General features: G+C 69.8%; 15 protein-coding genes. 6 read left to right on the top strand and 9 right to left on the bottom strand.

All coding sequences use genetic code 11. The features are described 5' to 3' along the window. Positions 1–42 precede the first annotated feature (42 nt). Together AOK08_RS11935 and AOK08_RS11930 are read right to left on the bottom strand one after the other, a co-directional pair. Positions 43–795 carry an IclR family transcriptional regulator gene (locus tag AOK08_RS11935; protein WP_055525478.1) on the bottom strand — a complete coding sequence of 251 codons (753 nt, stop codon included), beginning with the start codon at positions 793–795 and terminating at the stop codon, positions 43–45. Between the two features lie 37 nt (positions 796–832). Further along, entirely contained in the window at positions 833–1258 is a 426-nt protein-coding gene (locus AOK08_RS11930) for a MarR family winged helix-turn-helix transcriptional regulator (protein WP_055525490.1), read from the bottom strand. 265 nt (positions 1259–1523) lie between these two features. On the opposite strand from AOK08_RS11930, the gene AOK08_RS11925 reads away from it, so the two are divergent. The 4 genes from AOK08_RS11925 to AOK08_RS11910 all read left to right on the top strand — a co-directional run bounded on the left by AOK08_RS11925 (position 1524) and on the right by AOK08_RS11910 (position 5511). Then, complete coding sequence (locus AOK08_RS11925) at positions 1524–2441, top strand: SDR family NAD(P)-dependent oxidoreductase (RefSeq protein WP_055525477.1); 918 nt, start codon at positions 1524–1526, stop codon at positions 2439–2441. 2 nt (positions 2442–2443) lie between these two features. Then, positions 2444–3328 (top strand): amidohydrolase family protein, encoded by an 885-nt coding sequence (locus AOK08_RS11920; RefSeq protein ID WP_055525476.1) that lies wholly within the window; start codon positions 2444–2446, stop codon positions 3326–3328. 58 nt (positions 3329–3386) lie between these two features. Continuing rightward, positions 3387–4892 carry an o-succinylbenzoate--CoA ligase gene (gene menE, locus AOK08_RS11915; RefSeq protein WP_055525475.1) on the top strand — a complete coding sequence of 502 codons (1506 nt, stop codon included), beginning with the start codon at positions 3387–3389 and terminating at the stop codon, positions 4890–4892. Between the two features lie 163 nt (positions 4893–5055). Beyond that, positions 5056–5511: a MaoC family dehydratase gene (locus tag AOK08_RS11910; RefSeq protein ID WP_055525474.1), complete on the top strand. Its 456-nt coding sequence runs from the start codon at positions 5056–5058 to the stop codon at positions 5509–5511. 143 nt (positions 5512–5654) lie between these two features. Here AOK08_RS11910 and AOK08_RS11905 read toward each other — a convergent pair whose 3' ends face one another. The 7 genes from AOK08_RS11905 to AOK08_RS11875 form a co-directional block, all read right to left on the bottom strand. Continuing rightward, positions 5655–7349 (bottom strand): PHP domain-containing protein, encoded by a 1695-nt coding sequence (locus tag AOK08_RS11905; RefSeq protein WP_055525473.1) that lies wholly within the window; start codon positions 7347–7349, stop codon positions 5655–5657. A 69-nt stretch (positions 7350–7418) separates the two neighbouring features. Beyond that, positions 7419–9281, bottom strand: coding sequence for a LamG-like jellyroll fold domain-containing protein (locus AOK08_RS11900; RefSeq protein ID WP_055525472.1), 1863 nt, complete (start codon positions 9279–9281; stop codon positions 7419–7421). A gap of 51 nt (positions 9282–9332) precedes the next feature. Then, a complete protein-coding gene (locus tag AOK08_RS11895) occupies positions 9333–12269 on the bottom strand; it encodes a glycoside hydrolase family 2 TIM barrel-domain containing protein (RefSeq protein ID WP_055525471.1) in 2937 nt (978 codons plus the stop codon). Further along, entirely contained in the window at positions 12266–13105 is an 840-nt protein-coding gene (locus tag AOK08_RS11890) for a carbohydrate ABC transporter permease (RefSeq protein WP_055525470.1), read from the bottom strand. The genes AOK08_RS11895 and AOK08_RS11890 overlap by 4 nt, the downstream gene beginning before the upstream one ends. A 15-nt stretch (positions 13106–13120) precedes the next feature. Then, positions 13121–14074 carry a carbohydrate ABC transporter permease gene (locus tag AOK08_RS11885; RefSeq protein ID WP_055525469.1) on the bottom strand — a complete coding sequence of 318 codons (954 nt, stop codon included), beginning with the start codon at positions 14072–14074 and terminating at the stop codon, positions 13121–13123. Next, a complete protein-coding gene (locus AOK08_RS11880) occupies positions 14074–15360 on the bottom strand; it encodes an ABC transporter substrate-binding protein (RefSeq protein ID WP_055525468.1) in 1287 nt (428 codons plus the stop codon). The genes AOK08_RS11885 and AOK08_RS11880 overlap by 1 nt, the downstream gene beginning before the upstream one ends. Positions 15361–15454: 94 nt before the next feature. Further along, entirely contained in the window at positions 15455–16459 is a 1005-nt protein-coding gene (locus AOK08_RS11875) for a carbohydrate kinase family protein (protein WP_055525467.1), read from the bottom strand. 125 nt (positions 16460–16584) lie between these two features. Between AOK08_RS11875 and AOK08_RS11870 the strand changes: the two genes are divergently transcribed. Both AOK08_RS11870 and AOK08_RS11865 read left to right on the top strand, forming a co-directional pair. Next, a complete protein-coding gene (locus AOK08_RS11870) occupies positions 16585–17349 on the top strand; it encodes a DeoR/GlpR family DNA-binding transcription regulator (protein ID WP_055525466.1) in 765 nt (254 codons plus the stop codon). Beyond that, positions 17346–18683, top strand: a complete 1338-nt coding sequence (locus tag AOK08_RS11865) for a 6-phospho-beta-glucosidase (RefSeq protein ID WP_055525465.1) — start codon at positions 17346–17348, stop codon at positions 18681–18683. The genes AOK08_RS11870 and AOK08_RS11865 overlap by 4 nt, the downstream gene beginning before the upstream one ends. The last annotated feature ends 44 nt before the right edge of the window (positions 18684–18727 follow it).

The raw sequence follows: 18727 nt of genomic DNA, 5'->3' as shown, positions 1-18727 counted from the left end.
TTGTCAGCTCGGAGAAAGGCGGACCGCGCACACCCGGCCCGCTCACCGACCGTCCGGCCGCCACCCCAGCGCCCGTGAGATCCCCCGCGCCGCCAGCCGTACCGCGGGCACCAGTGCCGGTACCTGGGCGTCCGCCCGGGGCACCACGACCGACACCGCGGCGGTCACCGTGCCGCCCGGACCGTGCACAGGGGCCGCCACCGACAGCGCGTCCTCGGTCACCTGACGGCTGCTCACCGCCACGCCCGTGCGCCGGACTTCGGCCAGGACACGGCGCAACTGTCCCGGGTCGGTGATCGTGTGCGGGGTGAAGGCGGCCAACGGGCCCTCGCAGTACTGCTGCTGGAGTGCCGGGTCGCCGTGGGCGAGGAGGGCGAGGCCGACGCCCGTGGCGTGCAGCGGCCAGCGGGCGCCGACCCTGATGTGCACGCCGACCGCCGAACGGCCCGACAGCCACTCGATGTAGACGACCTCGCCGCCGTCCCGTACCGCCAACTGCACGTTCTCGTGCGTCGCTTCGTACAGGTCCTCCAGATACGGCAGCGCGACCTGCCGCAGGGCCAGCCCGCGCGGGGCGAGCGCCGCGACCTCCCACAGCCGCAGGCCCACGTGGTAGACGCCGTCGTCGTCCCGTTCCAGGGCGCCCCAGTCGGTGAGGGCCCCCACGAGTCGGTGCGTGGTGGTGAGGGTCAGCCCGGCCCGCCGGCTGATGTCCGTGAGGGACAGCGCCGGGTGGTCGTGGTCGAAGGCGCCGAGTACGGACAGCAGCCGGTCGGGCGCCGAGCGGGCGGTCATGGGCGACCGGCTCCCGGAGGCGGCGAGGTGCGCGACGTCATTTGCGTCCGTCCTCCGCGAGCCGCTGGAGCAGGGCGTGCAGGGACTCCCGCTCGGTCGCGTCGAGCGGGCCCAGCAGTTCGTTGGTGACGCGCTGGCCGGCCTCGTCGGTGTCGCGGAGGAAGACGCGGCCGTCCGCGGTCAGGGCGACGATCCGGCTGCGCCGGTCGTCGGGGGAGGGGCGGCGCTCGACGAAGCCCAGCTTCTCCAGGTCGTCCACCAGGCCGACGATCGCGCTCGGGTCGTAGCCGAGCGAGGTGCTCAGCTCGCGCTGGAGCGCGCCCGTGGAGGTGGCGAGGAAACGGAGCACCGCGTAGTGGCGCAGCCGTAGCCCCGACTCCTGGAGGAACGTGTTGAAGAGCTGGCCGGAGCGCAGGCCCAGTCGGTACAGCAGGTAGCCGGTGTCCGCGTGCAGGCCGCGCATCCAGGGTTCGTGGGCGTCTATGTGGGCTGGGTTCTGGACGTCCTGCTGGCGGGCGATGGCGGGCTCCCTCGTCGAGGCCCCGGGCAGGGGCGGTTCCATGTGCTGATTCCAGCATGACCCACGAATATGGTGGCAACAACTATTGACGTCAACAATCATTGCTCTTAGCTTCGATCTCAAGCGGTCGTCCGGAGTCAGCGTCCGTGGCCGTTTCGCCGTCTCGCCGTCCCGCTGTCTGTCGTCTTCCTGTGAAGGGACCCCCCTCGTGCCCAGCATCGATCTGACCGGCAAGGTCGCCGTCGTCACCGGCAGTGGCCGTGGCCTCGGCCTCGCCTACGCGCACGCCCTCGCCGCCGCCGGCGCCTCCGTGGTCGTCAACGACGTCGACGAGACGGTGGCCGAGCAGGCCGTGAAGTCCATCACCGCGGCGGGCGGCAACGCCGTGGCCGAGGTCGTCCCGGTCGGTACGACCGAGGCCGCCGAGCGGCTCGTGAACCGCGCGGTGGAGGAGTTCGGGCGGCTCGACATCCTGGTCACCAACGCGGGCATCCTGCGCGACAAGGTGCTGTGGAAGATGACCGACGACGACTTCGACGCGGTGATCACCACCCACCTCAAGGGCACCTTCACCTGCGCCCGCGCCGCCGCCGTACGCATGCGCGAGCAGGGCGAGGGCGGCACGCTGATCCTGGTCGGCTCCCCGGCCGGCCAGCGCGGCAACTTCGGCCAGACGAACTACGCCGCCGCGAAGGCGGGCATCGCGGCCTTCGCCCGTACCTGGTCGATGGAGCTCGGCCGGGCGAACATCACCGTCAACGCGATCGTGCCGGTGGCCGCCACCGCCATGACCGAGACCATCCCCGCCTTCGCGCCGTACGTCGAGGCGCTGAAGAACGGCGTGCCGTTCCCGGCCTTCCTCCGCAAGGGCGAGGGCTTCGGCACCCCCGAGGACTGCGCGGCCCTCGTCCCCTTCCTCGCCTCCGAGGCCGCCCGGGGAATCACCGGCCAGGCCATCGGCATCGGCGGCGACAAGGTGGCACTCTGGTCGCACCCGCAGGAGATCAAGGCGGCGTACGCGGACGGCGGCTGGACCCCCGAGACCCTGGCCGACGTCTGGTCGACCTCGGTCGGCGCCGAGCTCCAGTCGGTGGGCATCCCCGCTCCCAAGTTCCCGGAGGTGTGACCATGGCGAACCTCAACGTCGAGGAACTCGTCGCGATCGACGTCCACACCCACGCCGAGATCTCCTCCAAGGGCAACTCGTCCCTGGACGACGACCTCCACGACGCCTCGTCGGCCTACTTCAAGGTCGAGGGCAAGCGGAAGCCGACCCTGGAGGAGACCGCCGCGTACTACCGCGAGCGGAAGATGGCCGCCGTCATCTTCACGGTGGACGCCGAGTCCGCGACCGGCACCGCGCCCGTCCCCAACGAGGAGGTCGCCGAGGCCGCCGCGGCCAACGCGGACGTGCTGATCCCCTTCGCCTCCATCGACCCCTTCCGGGGCCGGGCGGGCGTCAAGCAGGCGCGGCGACTGGTCGAGGAGTACGGGGTCAGGGGCTTCAAGTTCCACCCCAGCATCCAGGGCTTCTTCCCCAACGACCGCTCGGTGGCGTACGAGCTGTACGAGGTGATCGAGGAGACCGGCACGATCGCGCTCTTCCACACCGGCCAGACCGGCATCGGCGCAGGGGTGCCCGGTGGCGGCGGGATCAGGCTCAAGTACAGCAACCCGCTGCACGTGGACGACGTGTCCGCGGACTTCCCCGAGATGAAGATCATCCTGGCGCACCCCTCCTTCCCCTGGCAGGACGAGGCGCTCGCCGTCGCCACGCACAAGCCGGGGGTGCACATCGACCTCTCCGGCTGGTCGCCGAAGTACTTCCCGCCGCAGCTCGTGCAGTACGCCAACACGCTGCTCAAGGACAAGGTCCTCTTCGGCTCCGACTACCCGGTGCTCACCCCGGACCGCTGGCTCGCCGACTTCGAGAAGCTGCCGATCAAGGACGAGGTCAGGCCGAAGATCCTCAAGGAGAACGCGGCCCGGCTGCTCGGCCTCACGAAGCCGTAAGCCGTCCCGCCTGTCCTGTCCCATGTCTCGCAACCCGAACTCGTAGAGGGGCGCAACGATGCGCAACGAGGGACTGGGGTCCTGGCCCGCCCGCCGGGCTCGCAAGACCCCCCAACGCACCGCGCTGATCCACGGCGACACCACGATCACCTACGCCGAGCTGTACGAGCGCACCACCCGTCTCGCGCACGCCCTGCGCGAGAGGGGTGTGCGCCGAGGTGACCGGGTCGCCTATCTGGGCCCGAACCACCCCTCCTACCTGGAGACACTGTTCGCGGCGGGCACGCTCGGCGCGGTCTTCGTACCGCTCAACACCCGGCTCGCCGGCCCGGAGATCGCCTACCAGCTCGCCGACTCCGGTGCCAGGGCCCTCGTGTACGGCCCCTCGCACGCCGGTCTTGTCGCCGGGCTGCCCGGCAACACGGACGTGCGGGCGTACGTCGAGGTCGGCGCCGAGTACGAACAGGCGCTCGCCGGTGCCTCCGGCGAGCCGATCGACGCGCCCGTCACCGCCGACGACACCTGCATCATCATGTACACCTCGGGCACGACCGGCCGCCCCAAAGGAGCCATGCTCACGCACGGCAACCTGACCTGGAACGCCGTCAACGTGCTCGTCGACCAGGACGTCATCACCGACGAACGCGCCCTGGTCTCCGCCCCGTTGTTCCACACGGCCGGGCTGAACATGCTCACCCTGCCCGTGCTGCTCAAGGGCGGGACCTGTGTCCTGGTCGAGTCCTTCGTCCCCGAGGACACCTTCGACCTGATCGAACGACACCGGATCACCTTCATGTTCGGCGTGCCGACCATGTTCGACCTGGTGGCCAGACACCCGCGCTGGGCCGACGCCGACCTGTCGTCGCTGCGGATGCTCTCCTGCGGCGGCTCACCGGTGCCGACCCCGCTCATCGCCGCCTTCCAGGAACGCGGGCTCACCTTCCTCCAGGGCTACGGCATGACCGAGGCCTCGCCGGGGACCCTGTTCCTGGACGCCGAGCACGCGATCAGCAAGGCCGGCTCGGCGGGCGTACCGCACTTCTTCAGCGATGTACGGGTGGTACGGCCCGACCTGACTCCGGCCGAGGTCGGCGAGACCGGCGAGATCGTGGTCCGGGGCCCGCACGTCATGCCCGGCTACTGGGGGCTGCCCGAGGAGACGGCCGCCTCCCTCACGGACGGCTGGTTCCGCAGCGGGGACGCCGCCCGGACCGACGAGGACGGCTACGTCTTCATCGTCGACCGCATCAAGGACATGATTATCTCGGGTGGGGAGAACATCTACCCCGCCGAGATCGAGGATCTGCTCCTGGCCCACCCTGACATCGTCGAGTGCGCGGTGATCGGCGTCGCCGACGAGAAGTGGGGCGAGGTGCCGCGCGCGGTCGTCGTGCCCCGCGAGGGCGCGGCCCTGGACGCGGACGAGGTACTGGCCTCACTGTCCGGGCGGCTCGCCAAGTACAAGATCCCGAAGTCGGTCGTCGTCGCGGACGAACTCCCGCGCACGGCCTCGGGGAAGCTCCTCAAGGCGCGGGTGCGCAAGGCATACGGCGCGGGTTCGTAGGCGGTCTTTGCGAACTCCGGTGCGGTATCGCGCCCTGTAGGGGCGCGGGGAACTGCGCGACCAGCCCCCACCGGCCCGCGGGTTCAACACGTTGCTTCCACCGGAGCACGTAGTCCGTCCGGCAATCACCTTTCAGCCCAACTCCCATTGAAGGAACGCGATTATGAGCATCACCGTCAACGGTATCGACGAACTCAAGAAGCTCGCCGGCAGCGACCTCGGCACCAGTGAGTGGATCGAGGTCACGCAGGAGCGCATCAACACCTTCGCCGACGCGACAGGCGACCACCAGTGGATCCACGTGGACCCGGAGAAGGCCGCCGCGGGTCCCTTCGGCGCCCCGATCGCCCACGGATACCTCACCCTCTCCCTTTTCATCCCGCTCTTCACCGAGCTGCTGGACGTCCAGGGCGTGACCACGAAGGTCAACTACGGCCTCAACAAGGTGCGTTTCCCCTCGCCGGTGAAGGTCGGCTCGAAGATCCGTCTCGTCGGCAGGCTGGCCGACGTGGAGGACGTGCCGGGCGGGGTGCAGATCGCCGTCGACGGCACGATCGAGATCGAGGGCGCCCCGAAGCCGGCGGCGGTACTTCAGAGCCTGTCCCGCTTCTACGCCTGATCGCCTTCGCCCCGCACTGCGCGCCGACGGCGGACGCGATTCCGCCGCCGTCGACGCACAGTGCCCTGGGCGGGACTGATAACCCGCTGATGGACAGGAACTGACGCTCCATCAGGGCTCCATCAGTCAGTGACATCCATCTGTCAGTGACCGTGACCGTGGTCGTGGCCCACGACATCGACGAAGACCGGGTTCGAGTAGAACCACGTGTCGGCCCACGGGTCGCCGTTTCCGGGCTGGTGCGTGATCGGGCCGTGCGGGTCGATCGCGGCACCGAGGTAACCGGCGCCGTTCCGGTTGCCGTCGCTGCCGCGCAGCCGGACGTAGAACGACTCGTCGCCGGCCGTCAGCGGCACGCGCAGGGTGTACGTACCCGTGCGGCCCGTCACGTCCTGCGACTTGACGACCTTCGTGTCCGGCGCCTTCCAGGTGTCCCGGTCGGCGACCGGACCGCGCACCGCGCCCTGGATCACGTCGACGTGCGCCAACTCGGGCAGGATTCCCTGCGGGTTGAGACGCGAGGCGCTGGTCACGGTGATGTTCAGTGTGAGCTTCTCGCCCTTGCGGACCCGGATCCGGCCGCCCAGCGTGACACCCCGGCCGGGCGCGGAGTCACGCGTCAGCCGTACTTCGAGCCCGTCCAGCAGGTGCCCGTGGTCCACCCAGACCCGGCCCGCGCGCATGCCCGCCATCACCGCGCCGTAGCCGAAGCGCGTGACGCCCACGTGGGTGCGGCTGAACTGGCCGGGCCAGAAGTCGCTGCCGGGCTGCGGGGTGGTGGTGTTGACCGGGTCGGGCAGCTTGCCGGTGTTGTCGAAGTTCCGCCCGGCCGGCCAGTCGCCGTTCTTCCAGGTGTCGAAGACGATCCGGTGCGCGTCGGAGTTCGTGGTGATCGAGAACAGCCTGCCTTCGGCCAGCATCGAGTCCCACAGACCGCCGACCGTCGCGGTCGCCCAGTCGAAACCGCCGTACGTCTGGTACGAGTCCGCCGGGTAGCCCTGCCAGGACTGCGCCGACGGCTTGTTCTCGTACTCGCCGCGGATCGAGTTGGGCCCGCGCCAGCCGGGGATGGCCGCGCCCTGGGCGCCGGGAGCGCCCTCCATGCCGATCATGATCTCGGGGGCCGCGTCCCGCCAGTTGCGCATCTCGTGCGGGGAGTCGATGCCCAGGCGCATCGGGTGGTTGGCGAGGACCAGTACGTCGTCCACGTAACCGGTGCGGCGCTGCTCGGCCAGCCACTGGATGCCCTTGACGGCGTGGGCCTCGTTGCGGGCGGTGTTCGCGCCGCCGGCCGAACCGTCGGTGTAGCCGAGGAGCTTGCCGTCGTAGGCGCTCTCGAACTTGGTGAGCAGGTCGACCTCGTTGGGGCCGGGAGGCGAGAACACCGTGCAGTGCTCGGCGCCCGGGATGTACCACTCCAGGCCCTGGAAGATGAGCTGACGGGGGTTCTCCTTGCGCGCCTTGAGGATCTCGGCGTGCTCCAGCGGGGCGCCGAACTGGGCGTGCCCGAAGTTGGAGTGCTCGGTGAACACCATCCAGTCGAGGCCGAACTTCTCACCGGCGGCGGCCAGTTGGGAGAAGGTGTACTTGGCGTCGTGGCTGTACACGGTGTGGATGTGATGGTCGCCGACGAGATAGGCGAGGCGCGGGTCGTGGCCGCCGAGGTGCTGTCGCGAACCGGACGCGGCGGAGGCGGGCGTCGCCAGTGAACCGGCGGCGAAGGCGGCGCTGAACAGGCCCGCCCGGTGCAGGAGTTGACGCCGGGAGACGCCCTGGGCGTCAAGACCGGCGGGGGAGACGGCGGGATCGGCCCAGGCAGGCAGTTGCTGCTCTGTCATGGTCTGTGAGTTCCTCGGAGTCTGAAATGCGTGGAGTCTGAAATGCGCGGAGTCTGAAGAGTCTTGGGGTCAGTGGTTCATGAACGCGTGGACGGGCAGCGCCCGTTCGACGATCCGTACGTCACCGAGTCGGGCGTGCAGGATCTGGTCGATCTTCCCCGCGTACTCGTAGCCGCCGAGCAGCCACGGCAGACCGACCGAGGTGATGCCGATCGAGGGCGCGGTGGGGTTGCGGACGACCGGGCAGCCCTGCACGTACAGCGTGGTGTGCCTGCCGTTGTTGACGACGGCGAGGTGCCACCAGGTCTCCAGGGGCGTCTCCTGGCCCCAGTTGGTGGCGATGACCTGCTGGTTGAGGGGCCGCATGGCCCACTGGGGCTCGCGGTCGTTGGAGAGGGACAGCGTGGCCAGCGGCTCGTCCGGGTCGTCGCCCGTCTTGCCCGCGGCCCCGCCCGTACCCGTACGGCTGACCACTCCGGCCCAGGCGTGGTGCGCGGGGTCCCAGTCGGCGGGCATCCGGTAGAACGCCTCGATGGTGTAACCGGCCTTGAAGGTCGCCGAGTTGAGGGGCGCGCCGTCGACCGTACGCAGATAGGCGCCCTGTAGCGGGGCCTTGAAGCCGTGGAAGTCGAGGCTGCCGTGGCCGGGCTGGTCGGGGTGGTGGTCGCTGGACCAGTTCAGCTTGCCGCCGCCCACCGACACCACGGTGAGGTCGTTGCCGCGGCCGGACCGGTCGCGGACCGTGCCGGTGAGCTCGGCCCCGTCCTGCTGTCCGTCGAAGCGCCAGTAGGCAACCGTGCCCGGGATCACCATCTTCGACGCCGGGCGGGCGGGACGCGCGGGTACCGGGGCGAAACCGGCGAAGCGCTCCGCGAAGTCGATGTCGACGGAGAACCGGTCGGCCTCGCCGCTGAGTTCGATCTCCTGCCGCTCCAGCTCGTTGAGCCCCTTCGCCGCGCGGCCGAGGATCCACGGGGAGACCGTCTCCACGTCGATCGTGTCGCGGTCGAGGTCGAAACGGTAGAGGCGGATCATCGCCGCGCCGCCGAAGTACCGGTTCTGGTAGTTCGTGAGGTGCAGTTCGACGTCGTGCCCGGCCTTGTTCTTGCGCGTCGCGCGCCCGGCCGGCCAGTAGTGCCCGTTGAGGGTGAGGAAGATCTGGTCGTGGTCGGCGATCAACTGGTCCCACAACTGCTGCCCGTAGCTGGACAGGGTGTCGTCCTCGACGACCAGTTCGTGCGTCGTGAGGATCACCGGCAGCGTCGGGTGCTGCGCCAGGACGTTCTTCGCCCACGCGTAACCCTTGTCGGACAGCCGCCAGTCCAGCGCCAGGACCAGCCACTCCTGCCCGGCCGCCTTGAAGACGTGGAAGGTGTTGTACCCGTCGGGCGAGGCTCCGCCGAAGGTCCGCTTCCCCTGGAACCGGTCCGGGCCGAACTCGTCGAGGTACGCGGAGTCGCCCCGCTGGTCGGTCGTGGAGGACCGCACGTCGTGGTTGCCCGCGAGGACGCTGTAGCCGACGCCCCGCCGGTCCAGCAGCCGGAACGCGTCACCGATCGCGGCGAACTCCGGCGCCGCGCCGTTCTGCGTGAGGTCGCCCAGGTGGGACAGGAACACGATGTTCTCGTCCCGCCCGTGCTCCAGCAGATAGCGCAGCGAGGCCTCGACGGGCGCCTTGTCGATGCTCGGCCCGTCGAAGAGGTACTGGGTGTCGGGCATCACGGCGAGCGTGAACCGGCGGCTCTCGGTGTCGGGCCGCCAATGCGAACGTGCCTTGTCCGGCAGGGCCTCGGCGGCGGCCGTCGGCAGGGCGGCGGACGCGGTCGCCGCCGCGCCAATCAGCGCGGTCGCCCGCAGGAACGTACGCCGTCCGGCGCCCGCCTGGGGGGCTTCCAGGGCAGGGTCGAGCCCGGACTCGTGCGAGGTGCACACAACTGACTCCGTAGGAGGTTCTGTGAGGTGAGAGGGGGAGTGTGGGGGGAGTTACAGCGTGCGAAGAGTCCAGGCCCAGCGGTGGGTGCCCGGCTTGAGGAGATAGGAGGGGAAGGTGTCGGGCCCGCACGACGCCGTGCCGAGCCCTCTGTGTGCCGCGTCGATGTGGACCACACAGCCGGGCCGTGGCCTGAGCTGGTCGTGGTGCGTGGCGGCGGCCAGATCCTCGGCGCGGAACCGGGTCACGGAGACCTGGCGCGGCCGGTCCAGCACGACCGAGAGACCGGTGGCGTCCGGCGCCGACAGCCTGAACTGTCGTACACCGTGCCGTCCGCCGCTCTCCTGCGGTCGCAGATAGGGGGTGAACAGGGAGTCCACGGGGGCCGAGTGATGCCCGACGGGCGCTCCGGCGGCGCGGTCCGGATAGGACTCCCAGGGGCCCTGGCCGAACCACTCCAGCAGGTCGAGCCCGGACACCGTCTCGAACACGGAACCGACCCGGGCCACATCGGCGTAGGCGTCCGGCAGTTCGACGCTCTCCTCGACGCGGATACCGCCCTGGACCGGGGTGAACACCTGCTCGTGGCGGATCACGCCCGCGTTCGCCGCGTACTGGGCGAGCACGGTCACCCGTCCGCCGTCGCGCCGTACGTCCACGGCCTTGCGTACGAGGGTGTCGAGCCCCCAGTCCTGCCAGCGGGCCGCCATGCCGCCCAGCTCGTCGTTGTCGGTCGGGGCCCGCCACAGGGACAGCACCGGCGCGGATGTCAGCAGCGGGTGGATCAGCAGTCCGTCGCCGTCGACCTGGACAGGCGGTCCGGCGACCACCGGCTCTGTGACGTCGGGCGCGGCCCGCAGCAACAGCTGGGGTGTGCAGATCTCCGTACCGCGCGGGGCCCACGGCTCGTCGTCGGCCGTCGTCACCCGCAGGGTCAGCCAGGCCTCGCCGCCGTCGGCCGGCAGTTCTATGGGCAGCGGCACGGCCGCCGTCTCGCCGGGGCGGAGGTTCGGTAGTTCGGCGGGCGCGGTCAGCGTGCGGCCGTCCGCGAGCGTCAGTTCCCAGGTGGCCGCGAGCCAGTGCAGGCCCCGGAAGCTCTGGTGGTTGGCGACGACGAGCCCCTCGTGCCGGAACGCCTCCAGACGCACCGGGGCCGCGATCTCCCGGTGTTCGTACATGACGGGCTTGGGGGTGCGGTCGGGGAAGACGACACCGTCGGCGATGAAGGCGCCGTCGTGGATCGTCTCGCCGAAGTCGCCGCCGTACGCCCAGCGCATACCGGGTGCGGCGACACCGTTGTCATAGAGCCCGGTGCCCGAGCGTCCGAGTGGTTTGCCGCTGTTCACGGACTGAAGGATTCCGTGGTCCCAGAACTCCCAGATGAACCCGCCCTGAAGTCCCGGAGTTGACTCGATGGCGGCCCAGTGGTCCGCCAGCGTGCCGTTGCTGTTGCCCATGGCGTGCGAGTACTCGCACTGGATGAGCGGCTTGGTCTGCTCACCGGACAGGGCGTGCGCGACACAGTCCTCCAGCGCCGCGTACATAGGGCACGCGATGTCGGAGGCCACGGCGGGGTCGGCCCAGCCGGTCTTGGCGGCGCCCTCGTACTGGAGCGGCCGGGTCGGATCGTGCCGACGCAGCCAGCCCGCCGCCGCGTCGTGGTTGGCCCCGTAGTCGGACTCGTTCCCGAGTGACCAGATGATGACCGACGGGTGGTTCTTGTCCCGCAGGACCATCCGCGAGACGCGGTCCACGAAGGCGTTCAGATAGCGCGGGTCGTCCGCGATCTCATGGGCGTGGTCGTGCGACTCGATGTCCGCCTCGTCGACCGCGTAGAGACCCAGCTCGTCGGCGAGGTCGTACAGTGCCGGGTCGTTCGGGTAGTGCGCGGTGCGGATCGCGTTGAACCCGAACCGCTTCAGCAGTACGAGGTCGGCGCGCATGTCGTCGTACGACACCGTTCGCCCGGTCAGTGGGTGGAAGTCGTGCCGGTTGACGCCCCGGATGTAGATCCGCTCGCCGTTGACCAGCAGGTCCCGGCCGACGATCTCGACGTCACGGAAACCGATCCGCTGCCGTGAGATGTCGGCGAGCGTTCCGTCGGCGCGGTGGAGCCGGACCGTCAGGTCGTACAGCTCGGGCGTCTCGGCGTTCCAGGTGCGTACGTCGGACAGGTGCGCGCACAGCCGGGGCTCGCCGAGGAAGTCGGAGACACGGTCGTCCTCGGTGTTTGTGCGGTCGAACTCGGCGTCCTGGAGGAGGAGCTGACCGTCGATCTCGCCGGTGACGTACCACCCGTCGGGCAGCGCGCCGCCCGCGTTCCGCACCCGGCAGTCGACGCGCAGCTCACCGGAGGCCGGCGCCCGCACGGTGATGTCCGCCAGATACAGCGGGTCCGTCGCGTACAGCAGCACCGAGCGCGTGATGCCGCCGTGCCACCACTGGTCCTGGTCCTCGATATGGGTGGCGTCGGACCACTTGACGACCGTCAGCCGTACGGTCGAGGACGCGCCGGGGCGTACGGCGCCGGAGAGGTCGAACTCGGCCGCCAGATGCGAGTCCTTGGAGATGCCGACCGGCCGCCCGTCCACGTGGACGAGCAGCACGCTCTCGGCGGCGCCGACCTGGAGCACGATCCGCCGGCCCGCCCACTCGGCCGGAACGTCGAACTCACGCTCGTACACGCCCGTCGGATTGGCGGCCGGTGACGCGGGCGGGAAGTCGGCCCACGGCATCGTCACGTTGGTGTACCAGGGCAGATCGCCGGTGTCCTGGAGGGTCCAGGCGCCGGGTACCCGGGCCGTGGACCAGTCGTCGCCCACGTCGGCGGTGGGCCCCGGGAGGAGCTGGAAGCGCCAGTCGCCGTCCAGGGAGAGCGCCCCGTCACGCCGGTCGACGGCGTTCATGGGCAGGCGCCCCCAGGAGGTCACCTCGGGTGACTCCCAGGGGCGCAGGGCGAGCAGGGGATCGAGGAGAGGATCGCGCGTCATCCGCGGACAGCTCCCTTCGAGAGGTCGCCGATGATCTGCTTGGCGCCGATGGCGAACACGATCAGCAGCGGGACGAGGGCGAGCAGCGCGCCGGTCATCACGATGCCGTAGTCGGTGGTGCCGTGGGTGCCGTTGAGCTGGGACAGCGCGACCTGGAGGGTCACGTTGTCGGGGTTGGTGAGGGAGATCAGGGGCCAGGCGAAGTCGTTCCACTGGCCCATGAAGGTGAAGATGCCGAGGAAGGCGAGCCCGGGGCGGACCACCGGCAGCGCCACATGCCAGTACTGGCGCAGGAAGTTCGCGCCGTCGAGCCTGGAGGCGTCGAGCAGTTCGTCATGGATGGCGGTCTTCATGTACTGGCGCATCCAGAAGATGCCGAAGGCGTTGGCGGCGGCCGGCACGATCAGCGCCGTCATCGAGCCGATCCAGCCGATCTTCGCCATGACGACGAACTGCGGGATGACCGACAACTGCGCCGGGACCATGAAGATCACCATGAGCAGCCCGAACAGCACGCCCTTGCCGGGGAACTCGAACTTGGCGAAGACGAACGCCGCGAGGGAGTCGAAGAGCAGGACCAGGAAGGTCACCGACACCGCCACCAGCAGCGAGTTCCACATCGACCCGAAGAAGTCGATGGCGTGGAACAGGTTGCGGACGTTCTCCAGGAAGTGTGTGCCGGGCAGCAGCTTCGGCGGGTAGGAGAAGATCTCCGACGAGCTGTGCGTGGACATGATCACGGCCCAGTAGAACGGGAAGGCCGAGATCAGCGTGCCGACGACCAGCGGGACGTGCAGCGCGAGCCCCCTGCGGCGGGACCCCTTGATGGATGCCATTTGCGCGCGCCCTTCCTAGTCGCCCCGGCGCTGCACGAGGCGCCAGTTGATGATCGAGAAGAGGACGACGACGAGGAAGATGCCCCACGCCACCGCGGCTCCGTACCCGAAGTCGTTGTTGTCGAAGGTCTGCTGGAAGAAGTAGAGGACCATCGTCTGGCCCGAGTGGCCGGGCCCGCCCGCGAACGTCGAGTCGTTGGACGAGGTCTGGAGCAGTACCTGTGGTTCGGAGAAGCTCTGCAAGCCTGTGACCGTCGAGACGACGAGCACGAACAGCAGGGTGGGCCGCAGCAGCGGCAGCGTGATCTTGAAGAAGGTCTGGACGGGGCCCGCGCCGTCCATGCGCGCCGCCTCGTACAGCTCGCCCGGGACGGTCTGGAGCCCGGCGAGGAAGATGATCGCGTTGTAGCCGGTCCACTGCCAGGTCATCAACGCCGCGATGGTGACCTTGATGCCCCAGGGCGTGTTCAGCCACGCCACCTGGTCGATGCCCAGGCCGTGCAGGACGGCGTTCACCACACCGCTGTTGGTGGAGAAGATCGAACCGAAGACGATCGCGACCGCGACGACCGAGGTGACGCTCGGCAGGAAGTACGCGATGCGGTAGACGCTCTTGAATCGGACCGCCGAGTTGAGCATCACGGCCGTGACCATCGCCAGCAGGATCATCGGGAAGGTGGCCAGCGCCCAGATGATGACCGTGTTGCCGATCGAGGCCCAGAAATCGCTGTCGCCCAGCAGGTACTGGTACTGCGAGAGCCCGGCCCACTCCATCGAGCCGAGGCCGTCCCAGCGGTGGAAGGACAGGTAGAGCGAGAAGCCCACCGGGAACAGGCCGAAGGCCAGGAAGATCAGATAGAAGGGGGAGATCGCGGCGTAGAGGTGCCAGTACTTGCGCCACCCCTTCCTCGGCCCGGTCGGCGCGGGCCGGTGCGCCACGACGGGCGGGGACTGCTCGACGACGGCCATCAGTAGCTCACCCCCAGGTGCTTCGCGATCCGGCGGCACTTGCTCATGGCGTCACTCCAGGCCTTCTTCGGGTCCTTGCCGAGGACACCGACGTTCTTGATCTCGTCCTTGATGGGCGTCCCGAGCGCGACGTCGAACGGGCTGTTGTAGGCGACCACGATCTTCTGCGCGGCCGGCCCGAAGACATCGGTGGTGACCTGGCCGCCGAAGAAGGGGTCGGGCTCCCGCATCTGCTTCAGGCCGTACGAGGCCGGCGTGGACGGGAACAGGCCCGCGTCGACGTAACCCTGAGCCTGGTTGGCCGCGTCGAGGATCCAGGTGATGATCTCGAAGGCCTTCTCCGGCTCCCGGCACGCCTTCGTGATCGACAGGAACGAGCCGCCGTTGTTCGCGGGCCGCACGGGCATCTGCGCCACCCGCCACCTGCCCTTGGTCTTCGGCACACCGTTCTTGATGTCGAAGCTGGCCCAGGAGGCGTTCAGCTGGCTCGGCAGCTTGCCGTCCTGGATCGCCGACAACTGGTCCGGGGTGCCGCTCACCAGGTCCGAGACGAGCCCGCGCTTCTTCGCCTCCACGGCGAGCGCCCAGGCCCGGCGCACATGCTCCTGGTCGCCGATGAAGTGGCGGTCCTTGTCCACGTACCGCTGGGCGCCCTGCTGCACGACGTTCTCGAAGACGCCGTTGACGTCGGTGAGCAGCTTGGCCCCCGGCACGCGCCTGCCGAGCTGCTCCCCGGCGGCGAAGAACGCCTCCCAGGTGCCCAGCCCCTCCGACACGTCGTCGGGCTCGTAGGGCAGGCCCGCCTTGCGGAACACGTCGTACTGGTAGAAGTGCGCGACCGGCCCGCAGTCGATCGGGAAGCCGACCATCGTGCCGTCGTCGGCGACGCCCTGGTCCCACTTCCACGGCAGGTACTGGCTGCGGTACTTCTCCGCGCCCAGGGTCCGCAGATCGATGAACTGGTCCGCGTTCGGCAGATAGGCGGCCATGTCCTCGCCCTTGAGCCCCGCGATGTCGGGGACATGGGCCTGGCCGGTGATCGTGGTGATCAGCTTGGAGCGGTACTGGCCGCCGATCTGGATGGGCCGGAGGTCCACCGAGCCGCCGTAGCGGGCCTTGGCGTTCTTGACGACGGTGTCGCTCAGACCGCCGCTCCAGTACCACAGGACCATGTCGCGCCCGGTGGAGCCGGTCGGAACGGCGCAGCCGCTCGCCAGGCCCCCGAGCGCCGTGGCGGCCGACCCGGCCAGGCCCGCGCGCAGGAGGCCCCTTCGTGAGAGCCGCACAGCTCCCACCGCCTTTCGGATCTGTTCAGTACATAAGCGCATAAGGACATACGTATGTAAGAGGACGGTCAGGGTGGAAGGTCGGAGTGGGAGGTCAGGGTGTGACGGGCGCGTACCGCACCGGCGGACCCGGATCGGCCGGCAGCCGGTCGGCCAGGAAGCCGTAGGCGCGCCGCAGTTCGGGATCCCGCAGCGTCTGCCACCAGCGGTGCACGTGGTACCAGCCGGGCGCGGCGAGCGCCCCGCCGTGCTGCCGTACGGACAGGGAGGCGGCCAGTACGGCGAACCGCAGCCGCTCCTCCAGCGGCCAGCCGCCGAGCGACGCGGCGACGAAACTGGCGCCGAACACGTCACCGGCGCCGGTCGAGTCCACCACGTCCACAGGCAGGGCCGGGACCTCAGCGAACTCGCCCGTTACCTGGTCCACGGCGATCGCGCCGTCACCGCCACGGGTGACGACCGCCACCGGGACGAGTTCGCTGAGCGTGCCCAGCGCGGCGATCGCGGTGTCGGTGCGGGTGTACGCCGTCGCCTCGGTCTCGTTGGGGAGGAAGGCGTGGCACAGGGCGAGCTGGTCGAGCAGGTCCTTCGACCACTGCTGGGTGGGGTCCCAGCCGACGTCCGCGTAGATCAGCGTGCCGTTCGCCGCCGCCTTGGCCAGCCACCGGTGGGGCTCGGCCTCGATGTGCACGAGCGCGGTGCGCGCCTCGGGCGGGTCGCCCAGCAGGGTGTCCTGGGAGTACGGGGGCGGCTGCCCGTGGGTGATCAGGGCGCGGTCGCCGGCGTAGGCGAGCGAGACGGTGACGGGGGTGTGCCAGTCGTCCGCGGTGCGCGAGAGCGAGAGGTCGACGCCCTCCTGACCGGCCAGGACGTCGCGGCAGTGGGTACCGTAGGCGTCGTCCCCGAAGACCGTGGCCAGGGAGGTCTTGAGTCCGTACCGCGCGGCGGCCACCGCGAGGTTCGCGATCCCGCCGGGGCTGGTGCCCATCCCCGAGGTCCAGATCTCCTCGCCGGGGGTCGGGGGCTTGCCCAGGCCGGTCAGGACGAGGTCGAAGAAGAGCAGCCCGGTCAGCAGCACATCGGGCCGTTCGTCGTCCACGCGGGCTTCCTCTCGTCAAAACTCGTCATCGATGACCGGAATCGTGCGCGCCTTCGGAAGATTTGGCAAGAGTCGAGCAGAAGCAAGCATGGAAATGATTGAAGATGACGAGTACTGTTCAGCGCGTGCTGGCAGAACGACGACATCAACTCATCCTGCGGGCCCTGCGTTCAGGGGGCCCCGCAGCCGTGACCGATCTCTCCGAGCAACTGGGCGTGAGCCCCGCCACCGTCCGGCGTGACCTGGTCAGGCTGGAGGAGGAGGGCCTGCTCACACGTGTCCACGGCGGCGCCGTGGTCGAGGAGGGCGACCAGCCCTTCGCCGAGGTCGCCGAGGTGCGCGTCGCCGAGAAGGACGCGATAGCGGCGAGGGCCGCCTCGCTCGTCGAGGACGGCCAGTCCGTGCTGCTCGACATCGGCACCACCGCCTACCGGCTGGCCCGGCAGCTGCACGGCCGCCGGCTCACCGTGATCACCAGCAATCTGGTGGTCTTCGAGGAGCTGCTGGACGACGAGGGCATCGAACTGGTGCTCCTCGGCGGCATGGTCCGGCGCGAGTACCGCTCCCTGGTCGGTTTCCTCACCGAGGACAACCTGCGCCAGCTGCACGCCGACTGGCTCTTCCTGGGCACCAGCGGCGTCCGTCCCGGCGGCCAGGTGATGGACACCACGGTGGTCGAGGTGCCCGTCAAGCGCGCCATGATCAAGTCCGCCGACCGGGTCGCGCTGCTCGCCGACCGGGCCAAGTTCCCCGGCACGGGAATGGCGAAGGTCTGCGGTCCCGAGGACCTGGACATGGTGGTGACGAACGCGCCGGTCGACCCGGCGACGCAGTCCTCTCTGCAGGAGGCCGGGGTGCAGGTCATCACGGCAGGAAAGGTGCAACCTTGAAGCTGACGATTCTGGGCGGCGGCGGATTCCGCGTACCGCTCGTGTACGGGGCGCTCCTGGGCGACCACGCCGAGGGCCGGGTGACCCATGTCGTCCTGCACGACCTGGACGCGGGCCGCCTCTCGGCGGTCACCCGGGTCCTGGCCGAACAGGCGGCGGGAGTGCCCGACGCCCCCGAGGTGAGCGCCACGACCGACCTCGACGAGGCGCTCACCGGCGCCGACTTCGTCTTCTCCGCGATCCGCGTCGGCGGCCTGGAGGGCCGCGCCAACGACGAGAAGGTGGCACTGGACCAGGGCGTCCTCGGCCAGGAGACGGTCGGCGCCGGCGGCATCGCCTACGGCCTGCGCACGGTCCCGGTCGCCGAGGACATCGCGCGGCGCGTCGCCCGGGTCGCCCCCGACGCCTGGGTCATCAACTTCACCAACCCGGCCGGCCTGGTCACCGAGGCCATGTCCCGCCACCTCGGTGACCGCGTCATCGGCATCTGCGACTCCCCGGTGGGCCTCGGCCGCCGTATCGCCCGGGTGCTCGGCGCCAATCCCGGCGAGGCGTGGATCGACTACGTCGGCCTCAACCACCTCGGCTGGGTGCGCGGCCTCAGGATCAACGGCCGCGACGAACTCCCGCGCCTGCTCGCCGACCCCGACCTCCTCGGCTCCTTCGAGGAGGGCAAGCTCTTCGGCACCGACTGGCTCCAGTCGCTGGGCGCGATCCCGAACGAGTATCTGCACTACTACTACTTCAACCGCGAGGCCGTACGGGCGTACAGCGAGGCCGAGAAGACCCGCGGCGCCTTCCTGCGCGACCAGCAGGCCGGTTTCTACGAGGAGATGAAGCGGCCGGACGCCGCCGCCCTCACCGCCTGGGACCGCACCCGCGCCGAGCGCGAGGCCACCTACATGGCCGAGGCCCGTGAGACGGCGGGCGCGGGCGAACGCGACGCCGACGACCTGTCCGGGGGCTACGAGAAGGTCGCCCTCGCCCTGATGCGGGCCATCGCCCGCGACGAGCGCACCACGCTGATCCTCAACGTCCGCAACCGCGGCACGCTCTCGGTGCTGGACGCCGAGGCCGTCATCGAGGTGCCCTGCCTGGTCGACGCCAACGGCGCCCACCCCGTCGCCGTCGACCCGCTGCCCGACCACGCCTCCGGCCTGGTCTGCTCGGTCAAGGCGGTCGAACGCGAGGTGCTCGCCGCCGCCGGGTCCGGCTCCCGCGCGACGGCGGTCAAGGCGTTCGCGCTGCACCCGCTCGTCGACTCCGTGAACGTCGCCCGCAGGCTGGTCGACGGATACACCGCGGTCCACCCTGGTCTGGCGTACCTTAAGTAAGCGCTTTCCCCACTCGTTAGCGGTCTTGCCCGAATCTGGTCTGG

Source organism: Streptomyces graminilatus (genome assembly GCF_001418565.1).
Taxonomy (GTDB): domain Bacteria; phylum Actinomycetota; class Actinomycetes; order Streptomycetales; family Streptomycetaceae; genus Streptomyces; species Streptomyces graminilatus.
The sequence above is the reverse complement of the archived record's forward strand: the minus strand, read 5'-3'. Positions and strand labels throughout refer to the sequence as shown.

Coding starts and splice junctions, on each gene's coding strand:
- AOK08_RS11935 (WP_055525478.1), bottom strand. CDS start 795: ATGACCGCCCGCTCGGCGCCCGACCGGCTGCTGTCCGTACTCGGCGCC.
- AOK08_RS11930 (WP_055525490.1), bottom strand. CDS start 1,258: ATGCGCGGCCTGCACGCGGACACCGGCTACCTGCTGTACCGACTGGGC.
- AOK08_RS11920 (WP_055525476.1), top strand. CDS start 2,444: ATGGCGAACCTCAACGTCGAGGAACTCGTCGCGATCGACGTCCACACC.
- menE (WP_055525475.1), top strand. CDS start 3,387: ATGCGCAACGAGGGACTGGGGTCCTGGCCCGCCCGCCGGGCTCGCAAG.
- AOK08_RS11910 (WP_055525474.1), top strand. CDS start 5,056: ATGAGCATCACCGTCAACGGTATCGACGAACTCAAGAAGCTCGCCGGC.
- AOK08_RS11905 (WP_055525473.1), bottom strand. CDS start 7,349: ATGACAGAGCAGCAACTGCCTGCCTGGGCCGATCCCGCCGTCTCCCCC.
- AOK08_RS11895 (WP_055525471.1), bottom strand. CDS start 12,269: ATGACGCGCGATCCTCTCCTCGATCCCCTGCTCGCCCTGCGCCCCTGG.
- AOK08_RS11890 (WP_055525470.1), bottom strand. CDS start 13,105: ATGGCATCCATCAAGGGGTCCCGCCGCAGGGGGCTCGCGCTGCACGTC.
- AOK08_RS11885 (WP_055525469.1), bottom strand. CDS start 14,074: ATGGCCGTCGTCGAGCAGTCCCCGCCCGTCGTGGCGCACCGGCCCGCG.